Origin of the sequence: Psychrosphaera sp. 1_MG-2023 (assembly GCF_030548245.1) — a bacterium.
GTDB classification, from domain to species: domain Bacteria; phylum Pseudomonadota; class Gammaproteobacteria; order Enterobacterales; family Alteromonadaceae; genus Psychrosphaera; species Psychrosphaera algicola.
Genome location: NZ_JAUORW010000009.1, coordinates 110,339 through 131,665 on the forward strand (window position 1 = coordinate 110,339; position 21,327 = coordinate 131,665).

The window sequence follows — 21,327 nt, forward strand, 5'->3', positions numbered from 1 at the left end:
GAATCAACCAATTGAGTTAATAAGACATGACAATTACATCAAATGAATACACGCTGATTATCGATATCGGCAAGACCCACGTTAAAGTACATTTGCTCGATTCAGCAACGTTTGAGTCGGTTTTTGCAAAACAAATGAGCAATCAAGTCAACAAAATTGGCATTTACCCTAGCATGGATATTGAAGCCATTTGGATATGGTGCTGTGACTCGATTGCAGAAGCAGCTGCACTATTTAAGATTACCAAGTTAACGGTGACTACTCATGGTGCGACTGCAGCGTTAATTGATCGAAATCGATCTGATTACGGTGGTCTTGTTTTACCTGTTTTGGATTACGAATATTCAGACGTCCAGCTACAAACTCCAAACTACGAAGAATGTCGACCTGACTTTTCTTCTACGTATTCTCCTATGTTACCAGCAGGCCTAAATTTAGGCCGTCAATTATTTTGGTTAAAACAAGAATTTCCTAAAGGGTTTGAACAAGCAACTGACATTCTAATGTACCCTCAATACTGGGTTTGGCGTTTTACAGGTCAGTTATTTTCTGAGATTACTTCTTTGGGTTGCCATACTGACCTCTGGTCCTTAGAAAAAGGGGATTATTCTTCTTTGGTTGAACAACTCGATTGTCGTGATAAATTTCCTGAGTTAAAACCAGCTTGGTACGCAGCTGGGGTTGTTAAGTCAGAACTGACGTCGAAATTGGGGTTAGAATCTAACTGCCAAGTATATAGCGGCTTACACGATAGTAATGCAAGTTATCTGCGTTATCGCTTGTCGCAAGGCAATAAGCCATTTACCGTTGTTTCGACTGGGACATGGACAATACTTATGGCCTCTCAAATTGAGCTAGAAAATTTAAACCCAAGCAAAGATATGTTGGCTAATATCGATGCTTTAGGAACCCCAATCGCGTGTGCCCGTTTTATGGGAGGAAGAGAGTTCGAAGCTATTTGCGAACAAGCAGGTTCTTGGCTAGGAGAGCAGTTTGAGTTACAAGACTTGCAAAATGTTATCGACAATAAAGTATTCGCTATCCCTGATTTTAGCGGTGGAAGCGGTCCGTTTGGTGGCCAAAAATCAAGTTTTAATGGTGATGTCAATAAAGTTAGCGGCATCGCATTGGCGACAATTTATTGCGCATTAATGACTGATTATCAATTGGATATGTTAGGTGCGAAAGGCGACGTATATATAGAAGGGGCTTTCTTAAAGAACCCTCTTTTGTGCAGCATTGTAAGCCAACTTCGAACCGAGCAACTAGTTAAGCTGTCCCTTGACACAACAGGGACAGTACAAGGCGCTGCATATTTAACAGATTGGGAAAACATCCAAGGCCAAATAGAAGCAAAGTCGGTTCAAAAAAGTGAGCTGACTAATTTATTGGTTTATAAAAATATGTGGCGAAAGTTGATTGAAGGTTAAGTGTGGGATCGTTCTCTTGCTATTGTAAGTATTAGGTATGTGTTTGCCGACACATACCTTTTTTTATTTATTCTTTTGTTGTATTTATTCGTCTTCGGCTTCTACTAAAATCACTTCAATGCCGTTTTGCTCAAAATAGGCAACGAGTTCTGGATCTGCTTTGGTATCCGAAATTAGAATGTCTACTTCTGCCAAAGGACATAATATAAAATTACTACGTTTTCCTAACTTAGTACTATCAGCAAGAATCACAAGCTTTTCTGTTTGCTTTTTAAGCTTTTGCTCCGAGCGAATGAGCAATGGGTCTGACTCCATTACCCCAAACTTTCCTAAACCTGGTGTCCCCATAAACATCATTGAACCGTGAAAATATTCCGTATTGTCTGTTTCATATGAACTTAAAATAATGCCTTGTTCACGGTAAATCTCACCACCAGGTAAAGTGACCTGAATATCACTATGTTTTGTTAAATAATTGGCCAGAATAAAAGAGTTGGTTAAAATATTTAAATGCATGTCAGCTAAATATTCGCCCATCATATATGTTGATGTACCACCATTAATAATAATAGAGTCACCATTCTCACATAATTCAGTCGCTCTTTTAGCTATTGCTCTTTTTGTCGCTGCTCGTTTATCTTTATCAACAAAAAACACAGAACTTGAGATGTGTTTTTTCTTTGGCTCACCGTTAATTGATTCTGCTCCGCCACGTATTTTAGTGATTTCACCGCGCTTTGCCATTTTGGTAATGTCTCTACGGATTGTTGCTTCAGACGCGTTTAATTTTTCTGTTAAATCTCGGACACTTGCAAATTGCTGTTGGTCCAAAATATCCTTGATCAATTGTTGCCTATGTTTTTCTAACATGGGTAACCCCTTAGGTGAGATAACATTGTTAACTTGTGAATTTTTCATATTCTATCGGCAAATTCCTCTACATACAATTACGTATAAAAGTACCATATTAAGACGTATAAAGACAGTTTTTGACTGTTATAGTTTGTTCATGGTCATTATTTATTTTCACATTTAAGAAAATAATTTATTTGTTGAATTTATCGTCATAATTTTTGTTTGATAGAGTTCATTCTACATTTAATTAAGTCAATTAATTTTTCTTTATATGACTTTTGGTCAATAATAATCTATATCGCTCATTTACAATCATGGGTTTCCTATATACAATCAAAAATAACTGCATTAATGCGTGAATGCATTTTGCTCATGGTGGGTAAAAAAATAACAATGAATTAGTCACCTACAATACTGTGCAAAGTGCTTGTCAATAAGGGTAAGACATTGAAAGTAGCAATTATTGGTGAGTGTATGCTTGAACTAAGTATGCAAAAAAACGGGCTATATAAAATAGGGTATGGTGGAGATACATTAAACACAGCTGTGTATTTGTCGCGCTGCGGAGGGCTGTGTGATTACTTTACTGTGATTGGTGATGACAGTTATAGCTCGAGTATGAAGTTAGATTGGGAAAATTCTGGCGTTGGGGTATCCAAAGTTAAGGTAGCTGAACGTAATAATTCAGGTCTATATCTAATAGAAAATGACGACGACGGTGAGCGCTATTTCCATTATTGGCGAAATCATTCGCCAGCTAGGCAATTGTTGCATTATTACCCTGAGTTGTTTTCGGATCTAATGAATTATGACTATGTATTCCTAACTGGTATTACGTTGTCTTTGTATTCTGAGGACGATCGGCAGGCACTTTTAGGGTTCCTAAAAACTTATCGAGGTGCAGGCGGTCGAGTGGTATTTGATAACAATTATCGCTCAAATGGTTGGGTTTCAGTGGAATTTGCTATCACTGCTTATCAACAAATGATGACGCTTACCGATGTAGCTCTTTTAAGTTTAGACGATGAAGTATTGATGTACGGTGAGCATAGCGCAAAACAGTGTATTCAACGCTGGGAAAGAGCTGGTGTTACTGAGGTTGTTGTGAAAAATGGCCACCGAGGTTGTATGGCCTATGTCGATGAGCAAATTTCTGAAATCCCACTTGAACGACTTATTCAGCCGCGTGACACAACGGCTGCTGGTGATTCGTTTAATGGAGCGTACTTAGCCGCTAGATTACAGAGTAAGTCAGTAGAAGAAAGTGTTCTTGACGGTCAATTTTGCGCCAGTGTCGTGATACAACATAGCGGCGCAATTATTAACGAAGACGTGAATGTGGCAAGGGGAGCGGCGCATGATAACTAAAATTAGGCTGTTATTTGGCGCCGCGTTGCTGGCATTAGTTGGTTGTACTCCTACCGACCAAACTAGTACGTCAATTCGCTTGGCTCATGGTCTTGATATTCAACACCCAGTGCATAAAGCCTTAGTTTTTATGGATGAGGAACTTCAAAGATTGTCGTCTGGGCAAATGAATTTAGTGATTTACCCATCAGGCCAATTAGGGTCTGAACGTGAAATTATCGAGCTTATCCAAATTGGAACCATGGGCATGACCAAGGTTAGCGCGAGTTCACTTGAAGCATTTGTTCCGCAAATGAAAGTGTTTAGCTTACCTTATCTATTTACTGACCAAACTCATTATTGGCAAACCTTAAATAGTGATATCGGGCAATCATTGTTAGACGCCGGTACCGATTATCGTGTTAAAGGCTTAGGTTATTTCGATGCAGGGAGCCGCAGTTTTTATACCACGGACAAGCTTGTTGAAAAACCTTCCGACCTCAATGGTTTAAAGATCCGCGTAATGAATAGTCAATCGGCAGTTGATATGGTCAATACGATAGGAGGCGCTGCAACTCCGGTTAGTTGGGGCGAATTATACACTGCACTGCAACAGGGGATTGTCGAAGGGGCGGAAAATAACCCTCCGAGTTTTTTCTTTTCGAAACACTATGAAGTTAGTAAGTACTATTTATTAGATGAACATACTTCTATTCCAGATGTCATCATTATTGGCACTCATATGTGGAATAAACTTTCTGAACAACAACAAGCTTGGTTGACTATTGCGATGCAACGAGCAACAGACTACCAGCGTCAGTTATGGCATGAGTCGACCTTGATGTCGCTAAACAAAGTTAAAGAAGCCGGCGTTAAAGTGATGCAGGCAGATAAAGCGTTGTTCCAGAAAAGTGTTGAGCCAATTTATCAAGCGTTAGCCAATCAACCAATTATGACGTTAATTAATGACATTAGAGCATTAGGAGATCGCCATGAAGACTAGTAATCATTTTTTTGCCACCTTTATTTCTAAAATGGATCAAGGTTTACGCTACTTATTGGCGCTGATGATGGGGCTATTAGTAATAGACGTAACATGGCAAGTCTTAACACGATTTGTGTTACCACAGCCAAGCTCTTTTACCGAAGAAGTGGCTCGGTTTTTGTTGATTTGGGTCAGTTTACTAGGTGGTGCTTACGCTTATCGTCAGCATAGTCATTTAGGGTTTGATTTAATCGTGCGTAATCTTTCGGTAAAAAAAGCCATTCGTATCTATCAATTTAGTTGCCTTTTGGTGTCTTTTTTTGCAGTGGCCGTATTGATTGTCGGTGGTACAAACTTGATGACATTGACGTGGACTTTAGGTCAGTTCTCACCTGTATTGAACGTACCAATGGCTGCAGTTTATTCCGTATTGCCACTTAGCGGTATTCTCTTCTTAATTTACAGCCTCTATTTTTTACTCAACGCGGATCAAAATGCAGTAACAAATCAAGAAGAAAGCGTAGAGATAATTGAAGAACTCAATCCTGAGTCGAACGAAACAAAGGGCGGATCTCGTCATGACTAGTATTTTATTGTTTGGCATTTTCGCACTGCTTCTGCTAATTAATTTACCAATCGCCTTAGCTATTATTTTTGCTACGTTAGTCACTATGCTGGCGACGATAGATACGTTACCGGCATTGACTACAATAGCTCAGAGGTTGGCTGCAGGAATTGATAGTTTTGCGTTACTGGCTATCCCTTATTTTATCTTGTCAGGATATTTAATGGGACAAGGTGGGATTGCTCAGCGTTTAATTGCTTTTGCAAAAGTATTGGTTGGCAAATTACCTGGTGGTTTAGCCATCGTGAATGTTATTTCATGTGCGTTATTTGGTTCGATTTCAGGTTCGGCTGTTGCTGCAACTTCTGCAATTGGTGGCTTTATGATACCTGCGATGAAAAAAGAAGGGTATGACAAACCTTTTAGTACTGCAGTTACAGTCACAGCCGCTACAACAGGCATGTTGATACCACCGAGTAATATCTTAATTATCTATTCACTGGCGAGTGGCGGTGTTTCTATTGCAGCGTTGTTTATTGCTGGATACTTACCTGGGTTATTAGTTTCTTTATTATTAATTGCGAGCGCAGTGTTGTACGCAAAACGACACAATATCCAGCCAATTCAAGGGCAAGTTGAAGAGCCTTTTTGGGCGTCCTTTTGGGGAGCAATTCCGAGCCTACTGCTAATAGTATTGATTATTGGCGGCATTATTGGCGGTTTGTTTACACCTACGGAGGCTGGTGCCATCGCAGTGTTATATTCAATGGCTTTATCGCTGTTGTTTTATAAAGAGCTTAGTATTAAGGATATTTACCCAATTTTATTGAAGTCGGTGAATACCACAGCAATTGTTATGCTATTGATTGGCGCGTCTTCAGCAATGTCTTGGTTAATGTCCTATGAAGCGATTCCACAATCGATCAGTAATTCGTTATTGAATTTGTCTGACAATCCTCTGCTGATTCTATTAATCATCAATTTAACTTTGTTGCTCATTGGCACGTTTATGGACATGACACCTGCTGTTTTGATCTTTACACCAATTTTCCTTCCTGTTGCCGAGTCATTAGGTATATCGCCGTTGCACTTTGGCATCATGATGATTTTAAACTTGTCGATTGGGTTGTGTACACCGCCTGTAGGCAGTGTGTTATTTGTTGGTTGTAGTATCGGCAAGGTTTCTATCAGCAAAATCATTAAACCAATTTTACCACTGTATGCTGCGATGATTCTGGCCCTTGTTTTGGTCACAATGTTCCCTGCAATCAGTGAGTTTTTACCACAATTGTTTGGCTTAATTTAATCCAAACACCTAATTCGGAAGACATATTATGCAAGATTTTTTAAAACAACAATTTGGTCTCGAAGGTAAAGTTGCCATTGTTACCGGTGCGACACGAGGTCTAGGACAGGCAATGGCTATCGCACTTGGTGAAGCTGGAGCTACAGTGGTTGCCGTTGGATCGAAACCAGAAAATGTCGCCAATACGATTAAACTATTAGAAGCAAAAGGTATTAAGCATTTAGCCTTAGGTTGTGATCAATCAAATAAAGCGCAAATTATCGACGTTGTAGAAGATACACTTAAAGCGTTTGGAAAAATTGACATATTAGTAAATAACGCGGGCACCATAAAACGATCTCCGGCACATGAATTTACAGACGAAGATTGGGATGACGTAATTGAAGTCAATCTAAATGGTGTTTTTCGTTTTTGTCGTGAAGTGGGCAAACACATGTTGAAACAAGGCAGTGGCAAAATCATCAATATTGCATCTTTGTTGAGTTTTTCTGGAGGGATCACAGTGCCGGCTTATGCAGCTAGTAAAGGTGGCGTTGCACAGCTTACAAAAGCATTGGCTAACGAATGGGCTGCATCAGGTATTCAGGTTAATGCAATAGCACCGGGATATTTTGAAACCGACAATACATATAATCTACGTCAAGATAAAGAGCGTCATGCCAGCATAACGGCTCGTATTCCTGCTGGGGAATGGGGGAAGCCTGAGGATTTGACTGGACCTGCGGTATTTTTATCAAGTTCTGCGGCCAATTACATGAACGGCCACGTTATGTTAGTTGACGGTGGTTGGATGGCTCGATAAGCCAATTAGGAGTAAAAATTATGAATTTTATGTTTTCAGCTGATATTAGAAGCTACAAAGATATGCGTAATGATGAATTACGTGACGCATTTGTTACTCAGTCATTATTTACCGAAGGCGATATTAACATGACATATACCGATGTCGACCGAGGTGTAGTGGCTGGTATTATGCCTACGGACAAAGCTTTAGATTTACCAACACATAAAGAACTCGCAGCTGACTATTTTTGTCAGAGACGTGAAGCTGGGGTAATTAACATTGGAGGACCAGGTTCTGTTTCCGTTGATGGCGAATCGTTTGTGATGGCCAACAAAGACAGTTTGTATATTGCAAAAGAAAGTCAATCTGTGACATTTAAATCTGATAATGCCAGCTCACCAGCTAAGTTTTATTTGGTGTCTTATCCAGCGCATAGAGTGACTAAAACTGTTCATGTACCCAAAGAAAACGCCAATACAATAGAATTGGGGAGTCAAGAGACTTCAAATGAGCGAACAATTTTTCAATCTATCCGTCCTGGTATTGTAGATAGTTGTCAATTGGTGATGGGTATAACTGAATTAAAGCCCGGCAGCGTTTGGAATACCAAGCCGCCTCATACTCATTTTCGTCGAACTGAAATTTATATGTATTTTGACTTGCCAGAAGAAGAGCGTGTATTTCATTTGATGGGTGAGCCGGCTGAAATTCGCTCACTATCTTTACCAAAGGAAGTCGCGATTGCGTCACCAATGTGGTCAATTCATAGTGGTGTAGGCACAACCAATTATACGTTTGTTTGGGCCATGGGCGGTGAAAACCAAGATTTTGATGACATGGACCATTTGACTGTCTCCGATCTTAACTAACCATTCCTCATAGTTTAGAGGAGTAACTGGTTTAGGCGTTACTCCTCATTATTGAATAAATTTTCCACTGCCATTCACTGGTAGGGGTTAGTACACCTTAAATTTAGGATTTGTCATGACAATATTCGCTTTTCCAAAAGAACTTACTCCAGGTGAAAATCGTTGTGCGTTGCTGCCCGGCAACGTTAAAGCGTATGCCCTTATGGGCGTAGATGTACAAATTGAAACCGGACTTGGAGAAGGTCTCAATATCGATGATCAAGTATATATTGATGCCGGGGCAACGGTCGTTAATAGTCGTGTAGCTTTGCTTTCTGCGGCAGAGGTGGTGATGTCTATAGATAAACTGCCCAAAAATGATTTGCGACATATCGCTGGTAACATAGCGATAAGCTTTTTAGACCCGTTTAACGATTTGGCTTATGTTGAAAATTTAAGACAACATAATGTCACTAGTTTTAGTATGGAAATGATCCCGCGTTCCACTCGGTGTCAGAAAATGGATGCCCTAAGTTCCCAGGCAAGCTTAGCTGGCTATGTCATGGTTTCAAAAGCGGTAGACGCACTTAATCGTATTATGCCAATGATGATGACTGCAGCGGGTACGATTAAACCAGCCAAAGTGTTTATCATTGGCGCTGGAGTAGCTGGTTTACAAGCTATTGCTACGGCGAAGCGACTAGGGGCCACAGTTACTGCATTTGATACACGCAGCGTAGTAGCAGAGCAAGTGCAATCATTGGGTGCTAAATTTCTTAATATTGACCTAGGAGATACAGGCCAAACCAACCAAGGGTATGCGACCGCGCTATCACCGGAACAACTTGAAATACAACACGCTGCACAGGCTAAATGTATTGCAGAGTCAGACATAGTAATAACAACAGCACAGTTGTTTGGTCGTAAACCACCTAGACTCATTAATCAACAGACAATAAGTCAAATGAAACCCGGTTCTGTGGTGGTTGATATGGCAGCTGAATCTGGTGGTAATGTTGAAGGTAGCGTGCCAAAAGCTACTGTTGAAGTAAATGGGGTTACGATTATAGGTACCGGAAATTGGGCAAATGAAGTTGCTTATAATGCGTCTCAAATGTATGCCAACAACGTTTTAAGTTTAGTCAGTGAATTTTGGGACAAAGAAAATAAGCACTTCTTAGTCGACTTAGAAGATGACATTCAAAATTTAGCTGTGATCACCCACGGATCAAATGTTATCAATTCAACCATAAAAGAACTGCATCAGGATTTCATGGAGTCTAATCCCAGCACGACGCCTGCAGCAACCATCAATCTAACCGCAACGGAGCAGTAAAGATGACCGCAATATATTTATTATTTATTTTAATATTGGCGATTTTTGTCGGATTTGAATTAATTCGTAAAGTGCCAGCAACACTTCATACCCCTTTAATGTCTGGAGCGAATGCTATTTCAGGGATCACAGTGATTGGTGCTTTAAGCATAGCAGGTGGCGAGCATGACACCATTGCAACATGGTTGGGTGGTATCGCTGTGTTATTAGCAACGATAAATGTTGTGGGTGGTTATTTAGTAACTGACCGCATGTTAGCGATGTTTAAAAAAAGGTAAGGTGCAGTGATGAACGATTATTCGATGTTAATTAATTTAGTTTATGTGGTTTCTGCCACCTTGTTTATTTTTGGTCTTAAATTATTAAGTCATCCATCAACGGCTAGAAAAGGCAATATGTTGTCTGCAGTCGCAATGTTATTAGCTGTTGTCGTGACAATGTTAGATCACCAAATACTATCCTTTGAACTAATTTTGGCCTGTTTAGTGATAGGTTCAGCTGTCGGGGTTTATGCGGCTCGTAAAGTTGAGATGACTTCAATGCCTGAACTAGTGTCACTGTTTAATGGTATCGGTGGCTTAGCGAGTTTGGCTGTCGCCTATGCAACGTTAAATGGCAGTGTTGGTTTGTCAGTATTTGTTGCTTTAGTAAGCTTTTTAGCCTTGTTAATAGGGGCAATCACATTCTCTGGCAGCGTTGTTGCGTGGGCAAAATTAAGTGAAAGGATAGTGGGTCGCCCGATTATCTTTAAAGGTCAGGTAATTGCTAATATTGTGCTCATAATTGGTCTTTTCGTTTGTGGCGCCTTAATTTCGTTGCAACCTAATGATGGAAATTGGCACTATATTGCTATTGGTCTCGCGCTGGTAATGGGCATTATGTTGGTTTTACCGATTGGTGGGGCAGATATGCCAGTCGTTATTTCATTACTAAATAGCTACTCAGGTTTGGCGGCGTGCGCGGCGGGATTTGCATTAGAAAATAATTTACTTATCGTTGCCGGAGCATTAGTTGGTGCGAGCGGTATTATTTTGACTAATATCATGTGTAAAGCAATGAATCGCTCTCTTATTAACGTAGTGACATCAGGCTTTAAACCTGTAGTTACAAGTGATATGAAGATTGAAGGTGAAATAAAACCCCTTACTGCAGAGGATGCTTTTTATGTTTTGGAAGCCGCACAATCTGTATTAGTCATTCCTGGTTATGGTATGGCTGTAGCTCAGGCTCAGCATGCAATGAAAGAGCTTCAGGGGCTTATTGAAGGAAATGGTGCAGAAGTCGCTTATGCTATTCATCCTGTTGCGGGTCGAATGCCCGGCCACATGAATGTCTTGCTTGCTGAAGCTGATGTTTCATATGAACAGTTATTTGAAATGGACGAAATTAATCCTCGTATTGAAGGCTTTGACGTTGCCATTGTTATTGGGGCAAATGACGTGGTCAACCCAGCGGCTCGTGAAATGGAAGGGAGTCCAATCTACGGAATGCCGGTCATCAACGTAGATCTTGCAAAAAATGTATTTGTATTAAAACGAGGAATGGCCGCAGGTTTTGCGGGAATAGACAATCCATTATTCTTTAAAGACAATACTCGCATGATTTTTGGTGATGCAAAAGAAACATTAACTAACCTAGTTAGGCAATTTGCAGATTAAATAGTAAACAGTTTGCTTTCATGTTGTGATTTAATCTGATTAAAAAAGATTGATATTGTTTTGTTTGGGTTGTAGTTTATTGCGTTGTTGGGTTTTTAGTCAAACCCAGCTACGCAAACAATAATAATACTCAACAGGTACACAATATGAATTTTAAATTACGTACGATATCTTCATTGTCTGCGGCAATTTTGTCATTTCAAATTTACGCACTCGATTGCAATTCAGAGCCAGTAAACCCAAATGGCGATTCCAATCAATTACAGGCTGCTCTCCAACAAGCCACTAATACTGGCCTTCCAATCAAGCTTACAGGAACTTATTACATCAGTTCTGACATCAAAGTTTATTTAAAAAATGACCTAAGTGTGGACGCAAGTGGGGCGTCTTTCATTGCAACAACCTCTTTAGATGGTGATATGTTCAGCTTAGATGCTCACGATATTAAGTCGTCTGAGTGTGGTGCTGGCACAGGTTTAGCTAATGTCAGTTGGGATGGCGGCAGTTTTGATATGGCTAATGCTAAAGTCTCTACTGTTGTTCCGTATACTTCTTTAACACCGGTTGCAAAGCAAGGTACAAAAGCGACAGCAGATGCTTTGTCTATCCGAGGTGTGAGTAATAATGGCAGTAGTAAATTAAATCACCTTATCGTTGAAAATATTACATTTAATGGTACGTCGTCCAGTTCAGATCCGTTTTACTTAGCTGGTGGCGATAGTGGCATATTGATGACCGGCGCGTTAAAAGCAACTATAAAAAATAATAGTTTTTATGGTGTCAGGGATGCTGCAATTTATGTTTCTGCTGGCGGAGCGAATGGTGTGTATGGTGATCATTTTACTCTCTCTAATAATTATATAGAGCGAGCGTTTGATGGTATTACAAGTAAACGAGGTGCAGACAATATCAAGATGTTAGATAACACAATGAATGATGTTGTCGTTGGGTTAAGTATTAAACGCGTTTTTAACGGTTGGACTGCTACGAATGTTACGATAAAAGGTAATATTATCACCAAAGGCGTTCGCCCAATTAGTATAGAACGTGCAAATAATGTCACGATCGAGGGCAATACAATTTACGATTTGGGAGAGAAGGTCGCAGGGGAAACTAATCCGAGGAACAAATATGGAAACCATTATGAAGGGATCGCTCTAAATGGGGTTCAGGGGACAAACTCCATTCGCCTAAACACCATAAATGGGGTTTCAGGGAGTACTAGGGAAGGTTCAACTACGACTTACGGTATTGTAACTCGAGATGAGGATAGTCGGACAACAACTGGTGTCACGATTGTGGATAACAGTTTCAGCAAACTCGATAAATGGGTCAAGCACTATTAGTCTTTCTTTTAAATTCAAGCACTATTTTTAAGTAGTACCTTTTAATTTAGCGGCAATATAACATTTAAAATTACACCACTTTAAGGTGATTAATCTTAAATATAGCCTTACCAAAAAGTACAACCCTGAATGACCTGTTTTGATTGTTGATGCTTGACAATGATTGTTGATTGGGTAGCATTGCGTATCAAATTTCAGTGCAACGATGTAATCAGTGTGCAGTCTAGAGTTTTGGATTGAGCTCGTAGGTGCGCAACGGGAAACATATCGTCACATATACCCGTTTGACTAATAAATGAGAGATAATTGATGAACCTTTTTAATTTGGTACCTGCCGGTGTTGTTGCTGGCAAAGATGTTGAAACACTATACCAAGTGGCGCGACAGAACAAATTTGCTTATCCAGCAATTAATGTGGTCGGCACAAATTCAATTAATGCTGCATTGGAGGCCGCGAAGTCTTGTCAATCTCCTGTAATTATTCAGTTATCGTATAGTGGTTCAGCTTTTTTTGTTGGCAAAGGGGCTGGCCTAAAAGGTCATTCTGCTTCAATCGCTGGGGCAATCGCTGCTGCGCATTATGTGCATAATGTAGCGCTGCATTATGGTGTTCCGGTGATTTTACATACGGACCATGCGGCTAAAAACCTACTGCCTTGGATAGACGGTTTATTAGATGCTGGCGAACGTTTTTATCAACTGCAAGGGCGTCCTTTATTCAGTTCTCATATGTTAGATCTATCTGAAGAGCCCTTGGCAGAAAATATTGAAATCTGCAGTCAATACTTGGCACGAATGAAAGATTTGGAAATGTCGATTGAAATCGAACTTGGCTGCACGGGTGGAGAAGAAGATGGTGTCGACAATACAAACTTGGATAATTCATTGTTATATACCCAACCTGAAGATGTGAGTTTTGCATATCAAGCGTTGGCTAAAGTGAGTGATGCGTTTACCATTGCTGCGTCTTTTGGCAATGTTCATGGGGTTTACAAACCTGGTAATGTCAAACTAACCCCTGAAATTCTTAAAAATTCACAGGCTTATGTCAGCGAGAAATTTGGTCTTTCGGATAATACCCTTAATTTTGTGTTTCATGGGGGATCTGGTTCTAGCTCGGCTGAAATTGAAGAGGCAATAAGTTACGGTGTCATCAAAATGAATATCGATACTGATACACAATGGGCGAGTTGGCAAGGTGTGTTGAAATACTACAAACAGCATGAGGTGTTTTTGCAAGAGCAAATAGGTAACCCAGAAGATCCGGATGCGCCAAATAAAAAATATTACGATCCGCGGGTGTGGTTGAGAGAGGTTGAAAAGTCTATGTCTGCTCGATTGATATTGGCATTCGAGCAGTTAAATTGTGTGGGCCGTTATAAAAAGTAGCTAAAGATAAGTAGTAAAAAAATGACCTTAACGGGTCATTTTTTTTATTTCAATGGGCCTATAGATAAGCGTTTGCAATTATGTTGAACAACAAATGGCACTAGTCTCATAAATTGAGTGTGATGATGACAACTTTATGACTTAACACTCATAATAGGTCAATAAAAGTCAAAATAAGTCTTTTTTGATTTGTTTGATTCAGGTAGTATGGAGTCAGAAGAATAAAATAAACCTGTTAAGTGATCATTTTTTAGGTGATTAACGGGTTGATAGTTATAGGGTAAGACATGAAAAATAAAGTAAGCAAAGTTGTTAAATTAGTTGCCAGTGCCTTATTGATAGCCGGTTGTGCGATAAATACAGTCACTGCCGAAGAAAAACCAAATATTATTTTTATTTTAACCGATGATCTCGGTTTTAATCAGGTTGGTGCTTATGGTGATACACCTATTAAAACCCCGAACTTAGACGCAATGGCGGCAAATGGGATCCGGTTTGATCAAGCTTATGCTGGCAATACCGTATGTTCACCATCTCGTGTGTCTCTATTTACTGGCCGTGATGGCCGTTATATGACAAATAACTCGAATACAGTTGAGCTAAATCATAAAGACATAACGTTGGCTCATGTTCTTAAATACGCGGATTATGATACTGCATTATTTGGGAAATACTCTATTGGCCAACAAATGGGGGTCACAGATCCTTTGGCAATGGGATTTGACACTTGGTACGGTATGTACTCCATTTTGGAAGGACATAGACAGTACCCACAAATTCTTTGGCGAGATGGTCAAAAAATTCGCATCAAAGAAAACGAAGGTGGTCGCAAAGGTGCTTACGCACAAGAGTTATTTACAAATGAAGCGATTGATTACATCAAGCAAGAACGTGAAAACCCGTTTTTTGTTATGTTAACTTACTCATCTCCACATGCAGAATTAGCCGTACCAGCCAAATATAGCGACAAATATAAACTGTCAGAAAAACCATATACCGGAATGAAAGGTGGTAAACCAGCTGACAAATATGCGGCGTATTACCCTGAACCAGTTGATAAACCAAATGCAACTTTAGCGGGTATGGTGTCGGCTCTAGACGAATATATTGGTCAAATCCTAAATACTTTAGATGAGCAAGGTAAGCTTGAAAATACCTTGATCATATTTACTTCTGACAACGGCCCTCATGATGAAGGGGGCGCAGATCCTACATTTTTTAAAGCTTCTGCACCATATAAAGGCCAAAAACGTGACCTTTACGATGGGGGCATCCATGTTCCGATGATTGTGCATTGGCCTGCTCAAATTCGTACTGCTCGGGTTGACCAAACTCCTTGGTTATTTGCCGATGTTTTACCAACTTTCGCAGATATTGCAGATGTAAATTTAAATATGATTCCTAGAGTTCATACAAATGGTGTCTCAATTGCAGACTTACTCAACGATAAACCAGTGAAAATGGCTGACCGCATTTTATATTGGGAGTTTTCAAAACAAGTAGGTGATCCAAATTCTGGTGTCATTGGAGATACTTACCAGGCCGCTAGAAAAGGGAATTGGAAAGCCGTTCGATACGGTTTTGATGCACCTTTAGAACTCTACAACATCATTCAAGATCCATCAGAATCAAATAATTTGGTCAGAAAAAACAGACCAATGGCTAGCGAGTTTTTAGCGTTATTTGAACGTTATAAAAAGTAAGTAGGCACAATTATGTTGAAGTTAAATAACTTAAAAAATAACTTTCTTAAGCCATTGTTGACAGTTGGTAGCTTAATAATTATCAGCATTGTAATGTCAGGATGCGGAAGTGTGATAGCTGAAAAGCCTAACGAAACTATAGTGGATTATTTTGCCGATAACGGCACGGGAAATCCATTGGCTGTGGTTCAACACCCAGCTGGAGAATACCACAATGGAGTTACCTATGTATCTTATCAAGGACCATTTGAGGACCCTTACGTCGCGGCCTATAACCACAAAACTGAAACATGGGTTGGTCCTTTTCGCGCTGGTACTAGCGAACTAGGCCGTCGTGATGGACGAACTAAGTTCGACAATCATGGTAAGCCGACAGTGTTAATAGATGATGCTGGATATATTCATATCTTTTATGGTGGGCACGGTGGCGATAAACACCATGGAAAAAATTTACTTGGTAATATTCATCATGGTGCAAATAAACACTCTATTTCGAAGCGTCCTTTAGATATTACCGAATGGGAAGAAGTCGACAATATTTCGGTATTTGGTACGTATAACCAAGCTATAAAAATGGATAATGGTGACATTTATTTGTTTTACCGCCACGGTGCCCATCGCAGCGACTGGGTTTATCAAAAATCTACTGATAATGGCCGCACATTTGCAGAACCTGAGTCATTTTTAAAGCATAAACGCCGCACTGATATCAAAGCAATGGACAGTTGGTACGCTTGGGTCGGAAAAGGTAGTGGCGATGAAATTATGGTGACGTTTGACTACCATATTTGTTGGGATGGCAAAGCGACAAAACGAGGTCACACAACTGAGCGTCACGATGCTCACTATATGACATTTAATACTAAAACCGGTGAATGGAAAAATGTGCGTGGTGAGACTTTAACTATGCCATTACACAGAGAAGATGCTGAAAAGCAAACGTTGGTACTGGATACTGGTAACGATTGGACTTTCAACGGAACAACTTATTTAGACACAGATGGTTACCCTCATATTGCAACTAATATTGGTAAAGATTTAGGGGCAAAAACAGGTGGCCCTAAATTAACTCACCATATTCGCTGGGACGGCAAAGAGTGGCTAGTTAGTGATGCAATTAATAGTGCTCGTTCAACTATTTCTCGCGGCGACTTCGTTGTCACAGAACCAAATGATGTTCAATTTATATTGTCAGACGAAGATGGCTCTGACGGTGTGATAGCGTGGTGGCAGAGTAAAGATGGTGGTAAATCATTTACCAATAAAAAAGAGCTTCTCAGACGCAATAAAGCAACATTTGCTATTACGAGCATGATTAAGAATGCTCATCCTGATGCCAGAGTTATTGTTGCCGAAAAATCGAGAAATACACCACATCGAAAAATCTATCTGGTCGGAGACAATGGTCCAATTAAGCGTGAGTTAAAAGACGCGACGTTAGAAAAAGACCAATCCACATTTAACTAATAACGAAAAATTTAGCAAAAGATTAGTCACAAAAGACTAACCAAAAATTAATAAGGGTAAGTTTATGTTTAAAACATTCTCAAAGCTTTCGGCTGTGCCGTTAGCGTTAAGCTTAGTGATAGCGGGTTGTGGTCAAACGAACGTAGATAATGATACGAACGTCAAGCAAGAAAACGTAAAATATACAGCCGAACAAATCAGACTTTCCGCACATGATATTGCAAGTAGAGCAGGTCAATGGCAAATAGAACAACTTGGCAATTTGAGTTACATTCCTGAGTCCCATAGAGCAAAATCAGAAAATCCTAAATTTTGGATCCAAGCCGCATTTTATATCGGCTTAACGAAATGGGCTGAAACTGCAAACGATCAGAACTTTTTAGCTTATATGGATAAAATGTCTAAAGAACAGGAGTATGGCCTATTAACCGACAGACCATATCATGCTGATGACCATACTATTGGCCAAACGTATTTGTGGCTGACTGAGCAAACAGGTAATCAGGATGCTTATAAAAAAGTACAGAAACACTTCGATTGGATATTAGCGAACAAACCTGACGTTGGTTTGGAAATGTTAGATAAAACTGCGAGTGGTTCTGGCAAAGTCCACCATGAAGGAAATTGTCAATTGCGTTGGTGTTGGGCTGACGCTTTATTTATGGCTCCACGCACTTGGTTAAAGTTGTCGAACGTTACGGGTGATGCTAAATATTTTGAATATGCAGATCATGAGTTCTGGGCAGCGGCGGATTACTTGTTTTCTGATAAATATGGTTTGTTTTTCCGAGACAGTCGTTACTTTGATATGAAGAGTGACAACGGTGAACCGGTATTTTGGGGACGTGGTAATGGCTGGGTATTTGCCGCTATTCCATTAATTATCGATGACTTGCCAAAAGACCATCCTTCTCGTGATCGCTACATTGAACTATATAAAAAGAATGCAGCAGGTCTAGTTAAGTTACAAACGGAAAACGGTTATTGGCCTGCTTCGTTAATGGATCCAAATAAAGTGAAGACGCCTGAAGTTAGCGGAACAGGGTTTATAACTTATGGACTAGCATGGGGTGTAAACAATGGCATTCTCACTGATGCAAAAACTAAGGAAGTTGTTGAGAAAGGATGGCGCGCTCTAGAACAAGCCGTTGAACCAAGTGGACGCGTAAATTGGGTGCAACATGTAGGTAAGTCACCTGATCCAGTTAAGAAAACAGATTCTCAATTATATGGTGTTGGTGCGGTACTACTTGCGGCATCTGAGATGTCTAAGTGGAAAAACTAAATTGTTCAGTCATAGCGCTCGTTTAACGAGCGCTTTTTTTTAACTTAAATTTACCTATAAATATTTAATATTGATGCAAATTACTAGGTAAAGTTAGTGATTAACTAGACATAGAGATAAGTGATTAAATCATTATGAAATATAGTCCAGAAGTAAGAGTAGTAGGTTTTAGAACCTTATTATTATGCTTAGTGTCGACGCTATTATTGTCCTCATGTAGCCTGTTTCAGAGCGTTTCCAAAGGATCGGCACCGAACAAATTAAGCATTGGTACAGGGCAAACACATTTGCTAGGGCATTTTGAAAGCAAGCCTCGGTTTTCCTGGAAAATAGATGAAGATTCAACAGCGAAACAGCAATCTGCCTACCAAATACAGGTATCAGATAATCAAAAAAACATTGCTCAAGCGAACCTTTGGGATAGTGGTAAAATCAATTCGAATAAAAACAGCTGGGTAGATTATAACGGTAGACCTTTAAGCTCCCGCCAGGTGGTTTTTTGGCGCGTTCGAATATGGGATGAGCACAATCAAGTTTCTGAATGGAGTAAGCAACAACGTTTTGAACTGGGTTTGTTATCAAATCAAGATTGGCAAGCGAGTTGGATCGGCCATCCCGCCACTAGACTAAGTAAAAATCCGTCGCAGAGCTTACTAGCTACTCCACAATACCTTCGGCGTACATTTATAGCGACAGACAAACCCATTAAAGCGAGACTGTATGTTACTGCTAAAGGCTTGTTTAAAGCGTATGTAAACGGCCAGGAAGTAGCGCCCAATGACGTGATGACACCAGGTTGGACGCCGTATCAGAAGCGTATAGAGACGCTAACATATGACGTGACCAAAATGTTAGCTTCAGGAGGCAACGTAATAGCGGCTAAAGTCGCGAGTGGTTGGTATTCAGGTAGAGTTTATAAATTTACTGAAAAAGAGTTTTTGAAACCATCTCGGTTTTTAGCTCAACTAGAAATTGAATACGCCAATGGTTCTAAACAACTTATTGCTACCGATCAAGATTGGAAAGCGTCAATTTCTGGTCCAATTGAGTTTGCAAGCATTTATGATGGTGAGCGATATAATCAAAACTTGGAAGATAAAAGCTGGCATAAACAAGGCTTTTCAGCTGAAAATTGGGATGGTGTTGTCAGTGAAGCATTAGACCACAACATAGAACTGTCGCCAAAACAGCATGCTCCAATTCGAATTGTAGAGTCTTTACAAGCCGCTCAAATTGTTTCCAATCAAAATGGCACAGTGATTTTTGATTTTGGTCAAAATATGGTGGGAGTGCCTAAGATAAGAGTTCCAGTTGTGGCTAACCAACAGTTACGAATGCGTTTTGCAGAGGCGTTGCATAAAGGCGAATTTTATACTGATAATTACCGGTCTGCAGAATCAACTAATTATTACCATCCAAAACAAAGCGGGTACATTGAATATCAACCTAGTTTTACCTACCACGGTTATCGTTATGTCGAATTAACCGGGTACGATAAAAAAATCAAACCAGATTTAAGCTGGGTAACAGCGCTGGTACAGCACTCTGATGTGGAAATAACCGCAAACTTTACAAGTTCTGCGCCCAAATTAAATAAGCTTGCTGAAAACATAGTGTGGGGATTGCGTAGCAATTTTTATGACATACCACTTGATTGTCCGCAGCGTGATGAACGACTTGGCTGGACTGGTGATGCACAGGTTTTTGTTACGCCATCAATGTACATGGCTGACGTCTATGGTTTTTGGTCCGCTTGGCTAAAAAGCATACGAGAGGAGCAAGGCGAAGATGGAAAGATCCCGCTTTATATACCTTTTGTGGAATGGATTAATTTTGCTTCGTCTGGCTGGGGAGATGCTTCAACTATTATTCCCTGGGAGCTATATATGGTAACCGGTGATCAATCTATTCTGGCCGATAATTACCAAATGATGAAAGGTTGGGTGAATTATCATCAGAAAAAGAGTAAAAATAATATCTCAAATATGATGACGTTCGGAGATTGGTTACAGCCATACCCGGTTTTAATTAAAGAAGGTGATAAAGGAAATCGCGGCAACACTGATTTTAGTCTGATTGGCACCGCGTATTATGCTCGTTCACTAGAACTAACCCTCAAAGCTGCAAAGGTTCTAAATTATAGTCATGATGTTGCTCAATTAATGACCCGTTACAATGACGTTAAAAAATCATTTTTATCGCACTTTTTTGACCAAAATTTAAACTTAAAACAAGGCATAGCGACACAAACCACCTATTTATTAGGCCTCGCTTATAACCTGTTTCCTGACGATAAAATTGCGCTTGCAGAAGATAAATTGGTCAAACTAATTGAAGAAGCCGATGACCATTTACGTACTGGTTTTTTAGGAACACCTCTACTTGCGTCAGTGTTGCAAAAGGCCGGTAGAAGCGATCTTGTTTATGATTTGATTTTCAAAGAAACCTACCCGTCGTGGTTTTATTCTATTAACAATGGCGCAACGACAACTTGGGAGCGTTGGAACTCTTACTCAATTGAAGATGGCTTTAATCCTGAAGGCATGAATTCGTTAAATCACTACGCATATGGCAGTATATCGAGATGGTTTTACGAAGGTATGTTGGGGATAAAACCGATAACTCCAGGATTTAGTCATTTTGAGGTTGCACCACAATTCAATTTAAAATTATCTTCGGCATCCGGTTCATTAGCGACCCCAAATGGTGAAATTAATGTGTCCTGGAAAGTGGCGGGTAAAAAGCTTGAATTAAAGGTAGTAGTTCCTAAAAATACGCGAGCAAATATTGTGTTACCAGAATTGAAGAACAACGTTCTAATTTTAAATGGCGAAAAAGGGATGGGAACTGAATTAGTTAATTTAAAAGCTGGAGAGTATGTTATTTCAGCTACTTTATTCCATATAGAATAAGTAACGTTAAAAATGCTGCGAAAAACAACAGGGACGTTCAGATGGATATGCTTGTTTTTCGCAGTAATGTTTATACATTAAGTTTACCTCTAATCGTCAGGAACCATTAGA

Annotated in this window: 17 protein-coding genes; 16 read left to right on the top strand and 1 reads right to left on the bottom strand. The window is 39.9% G+C overall.

Annotated features, from left to right (window positions below; translation table 11 throughout):
• The first annotated feature begins 26 nt into the window (after positions 1 to 26).
• Positions 27 to 1,430 carry an FGGY-family carbohydrate kinase gene (locus Q4575_RS10385; protein ID WP_303522855.1) on the top strand — a complete coding sequence of 468 codons (1,404 nt, stop codon included), beginning with the start codon at positions 27 to 29 and terminating at the stop codon, positions 1,428 to 1,430.
• Between the two features lie 84 nt (positions 1,431 to 1,514).
• Here Q4575_RS10385 and Q4575_RS10390 read toward each other — a convergent pair whose 3' ends face one another.
• On the bottom strand, positions 1,515 to 2,348 hold the full coding sequence (locus Q4575_RS10390) for a DeoR/GlpR family DNA-binding transcription regulator (RefSeq protein ID WP_252736837.1): 834 nt from the start codon (positions 2,346 to 2,348) through the stop codon (positions 1,515 to 1,517).
• Positions 2,349 to 2,708: 360 nt separating this feature from the next.
• On the opposite strand from Q4575_RS10390, the gene Q4575_RS10395 reads away from it, so the two are divergent.
• From Q4575_RS10395 to Q4575_RS10465, 15 genes are all read left to right on the top strand, one after another.
• The gene (locus tag Q4575_RS10395; protein WP_303522858.1) at positions 2,709 to 3,653 is read left to right on the top strand and encodes a sugar kinase; all 945 of its coding nucleotides are present in this window, start codon (positions 2,709 to 2,711) and stop codon (positions 3,651 to 3,653) included.
• The gene (locus Q4575_RS10400; protein WP_303522860.1) at positions 3,643 to 4,635 is read left to right on the top strand and encodes a TRAP transporter substrate-binding protein; all 993 of its coding nucleotides are present in this window, start codon (positions 3,643 to 3,645) and stop codon (positions 4,633 to 4,635) included. Before Q4575_RS10395 ends, Q4575_RS10400 begins: the two co-directional genes overlap by 11 nt.
• Positions 4,625 to 5,203: a TRAP transporter small permease gene (locus Q4575_RS10405; protein ID WP_303522862.1), complete on the top strand. Its 579-nt coding sequence runs from the start codon at positions 4,625 to 4,627 to the stop codon at positions 5,201 to 5,203. Before Q4575_RS10400 ends, Q4575_RS10405 begins: the two co-directional genes overlap by 11 nt.
• Positions 5,196 to 6,488: a TRAP transporter large permease gene (locus Q4575_RS10410; protein ID WP_303522864.1), complete on the top strand. Its 1,293-nt coding sequence runs from the start codon at positions 5,196 to 5,198 to the stop codon at positions 6,486 to 6,488. Before Q4575_RS10405 ends, Q4575_RS10410 begins: the two co-directional genes overlap by 8 nt.
• Before the next feature lie 28 nt (positions 6,489 to 6,516).
• Entirely contained in the window at positions 6,517 to 7,290 is a 774-nt protein-coding gene (gene kduD, locus Q4575_RS10415) for a 2-dehydro-3-deoxy-D-gluconate 5-dehydrogenase KduD (RefSeq protein ID WP_303522866.1), read from the top strand.
• A gap of 20 nt (positions 7,291 to 7,310) precedes the next feature.
• Positions 7,311 to 8,141 (top strand): 5-dehydro-4-deoxy-D-glucuronate isomerase, encoded by an 831-nt coding sequence (kduI, locus tag Q4575_RS10420; protein ID WP_303522868.1) that lies wholly within the window; start codon positions 7,311 to 7,313, stop codon positions 8,139 to 8,141.
• A gap of 115 nt (positions 8,142 to 8,256) precedes the next feature.
• Positions 8,257 to 9,456 (top strand): NAD(P) transhydrogenase subunit alpha, encoded by a 1,200-nt coding sequence (locus Q4575_RS10425; protein WP_215963683.1) that lies wholly within the window; start codon positions 8,257 to 8,259, stop codon positions 9,454 to 9,456.
• Between the two features lie 2 nt (positions 9,457 to 9,458).
• Positions 9,459 to 9,734: an NAD(P) transhydrogenase subunit alpha gene (locus Q4575_RS10430; protein WP_215963682.1), complete on the top strand. Its 276-nt coding sequence runs from the start codon at positions 9,459 to 9,461 to the stop codon at positions 9,732 to 9,734.
• 9 nt (positions 9,735 to 9,743) lie between these two features.
• Positions 9,744 to 11,114: an NAD(P)(+) transhydrogenase (Re/Si-specific) subunit beta gene (locus Q4575_RS10435; protein ID WP_215963681.1), complete on the top strand. Its 1,371-nt coding sequence runs from the start codon at positions 9,744 to 9,746 to the stop codon at positions 11,112 to 11,114.
• Between the two features lie 146 nt (positions 11,115 to 11,260).
• Positions 11,261 to 12,460 carry a right-handed parallel beta-helix repeat-containing protein gene (locus tag Q4575_RS10440; protein ID WP_303522871.1) on the top strand — a complete coding sequence of 400 codons (1,200 nt, stop codon included), beginning with the start codon at positions 11,261 to 11,263 and terminating at the stop codon, positions 12,458 to 12,460.
• A gap of 309 nt (positions 12,461 to 12,769) precedes the next feature.
• Positions 12,770 to 13,849, top strand: a complete 1,080-nt coding sequence (gene fbaA / locus Q4575_RS10445) for a class II fructose-bisphosphate aldolase (protein WP_215963679.1) — start codon at positions 12,770 to 12,772, stop codon at positions 13,847 to 13,849.
• A gap of 287 nt (positions 13,850 to 14,136) precedes the next feature.
• On the top strand, positions 14,137 to 15,552 hold the full coding sequence (locus Q4575_RS10450; RefSeq protein ID WP_215963678.1) for a sulfatase-like hydrolase/transferase: 1,416 nt from the start codon (positions 14,137 to 14,139) through the stop codon (positions 15,550 to 15,552).
• A gap of 12 nt (positions 15,553 to 15,564) precedes the next feature.
• Positions 15,565 to 17,019 carry a BNR-4 repeat-containing protein gene (locus Q4575_RS10455; RefSeq protein ID WP_215963677.1) on the top strand — a complete coding sequence of 485 codons (1,455 nt, stop codon included), beginning with the start codon at positions 15,565 to 15,567 and terminating at the stop codon, positions 17,017 to 17,019.
• Positions 17,020 to 17,083: 64 nt separating this feature from the next.
• Positions 17,084 to 18,304 (top strand): glycoside hydrolase family 105 protein, encoded by a 1,221-nt coding sequence (locus Q4575_RS10460; protein ID WP_215963676.1) that lies wholly within the window; start codon positions 17,084 to 17,086, stop codon positions 18,302 to 18,304.
• A gap of 134 nt (positions 18,305 to 18,438) precedes the next feature.
• Complete coding sequence (locus tag Q4575_RS10465) at positions 18,439 to 21,216, top strand: alpha-L-rhamnosidase (RefSeq protein WP_303522875.1); 2,778 nt, start codon at positions 18,439 to 18,441, stop codon at positions 21,214 to 21,216.
• The last annotated feature ends 111 nt before the right edge of the window (positions 21,217 to 21,327 follow it).